General features: G+C 33.9%; 1 protein-coding gene. It reads right to left on the bottom strand.

Annotated elements, in window-relative coordinates; all coding sequences use genetic code 11:
• Window positions 1-171: 171 nt before the first annotated feature.
• The gene (locus tag QZ334_RS08315; protein ID WP_005386610.1) at window positions 172-1,515 is read right to left on the bottom strand and encodes a VanW family protein; all 1,344 of its coding nucleotides are present in this window, start codon (window positions 1,513-1,515) and stop codon (window positions 172-174) included.
• Between the last annotated feature and the right edge of the window lie 66 nt (window positions 1,516-1,581).

Genomic DNA, 1,581 nt, shown 5'->3' with positions numbered 1-1,581 from the left:
TGATAATTACTGAGAATGATTGAGAATAGATTATATCCTCAATATTCTGTATTGGATTTCCATATACTTTGTAATATGTATATATTGGTTTCTCAATTACATCCAAATAATAGCCTAAACTATTTATACCTTATGGTCAATAGTTTAGGCTATATTTAATAAAATCTTTAATTATGGTTTCTTTTTATCTGATTTTTTAGTTGAACCTTCAGGTGGCATTGTTATGATCGTATCTACTGGGTCATATACAGATTCAAAGGAATCAGTTTGTGTAACCCAGTTACCATATGTTATGGTTCTATACGTATTCATTGTTAAGCCTACATGCCCCTCTTGTACTTCTTTTTCTTTTAAAGATGGATCTACGCGTGTAATTGTCTTATTTGGTATTTCACTACGATCACCAACTGAAATAGATACATTTTTAGGCTTGTCTTGAGCAGTACCTATAATATAGATGGTTAGTGTACCATGATTCATCACACTGAGAATATAAATGGATTGTTGGTATGGATTTCTAAACTTAAAGTCTAAATAGCCCCATGCTACTGTAGCATCACGACCAGCTTGAATATATCCAACAGGTTCAAAGTGAGGTGTACGTTCTACAATATTCATGCCAGATAATAAGGCTGTATTAAAGATGGTAGAACTAACTTGGCAAATGCCACCACCAATACCTGGAACTAATTTGCCATCAATCATTACCGGTGCATCATCATAGCCAGCCTCAGCAGTACGCTCGCCTACAACATCGTTAAAGGAGAATACTGCACCAGGTTTAATCAATGTACCATTGATTTTATCAGATGCGAGTTGAATGTTATGTGTTCTGCTTTCATTATTTGGATCAAAATCTGTACTAAAGGATGCTAGAACGGTATTTAATGGTTTTAAATCAGAATCAGTAACCTTAATAGTATTTTTTGTGGTAAATACCATAGATAGAGATGTGATGCTTTCTCCAGATTGTAATTGATCCTTAAGGTTTTGTAAGGTTGCATCAATATCAATGCGTTTACCTTCTTTAGCAGGATGGAATACAACTTGACCATTCTCAATGGTTAGATATGCATCATGTCCTGGCGTATCAATTGATTTGGCAAGTTCTGTAAGGTAAGTTTTGCTTTTTACCTCGTCTAGCTTATATTGAGGTTGAAAATGTTGTCCATAATATAAGGCATTAAATCTATGTGAAAGCAAGGTCCACCAATCATCTTCATACCCATATGTAGAAATAGCTTTTACTACAGCCTCAGTATCTACTTGAATACCTAAATCATGATACGTAGCCTGTTGTTTTTTATTATTCCCCATATCAATGGATATAGTCTGTTGTGGTATTTTACTATTTAGTTCTTGTATTCGATCTTGTAATTCACCCTTTGGTGTATTAGATAGATCTGTATCATTGTAAAATACACCATACGATGTATTTTCTGTTGGGATGTATGAGCAGCCGCTCGTACTCAGCAGGACAAGCATAGTCCCTAATATTATATGTTTTTTACTCATTGTATTATAAACTCTCCCAAATTAGTCATTATATTCTCTAATTATAGCATATAAGCTGTCTCTTAT

The sequence above is a fragment of the Veillonella sp. genome, assembly GCF_019414865.1.
Classification (GTDB): Bacteria; Bacillota; Negativicutes; order Veillonellales; family Veillonellaceae; genus Veillonella.
This window is presented reverse-complemented; position numbering and strand designations above follow the sequence as displayed.

What these genes read in the sequence shown, in the direction of transcription:
- QZ334_RS08315 (WP_005386610.1), bottom strand. Translation starts at nt 1,515, where the DNA reads ATGAGTAAAAAACATATAATATTAGGGACTATGCTTGTCCTGCTGAGT.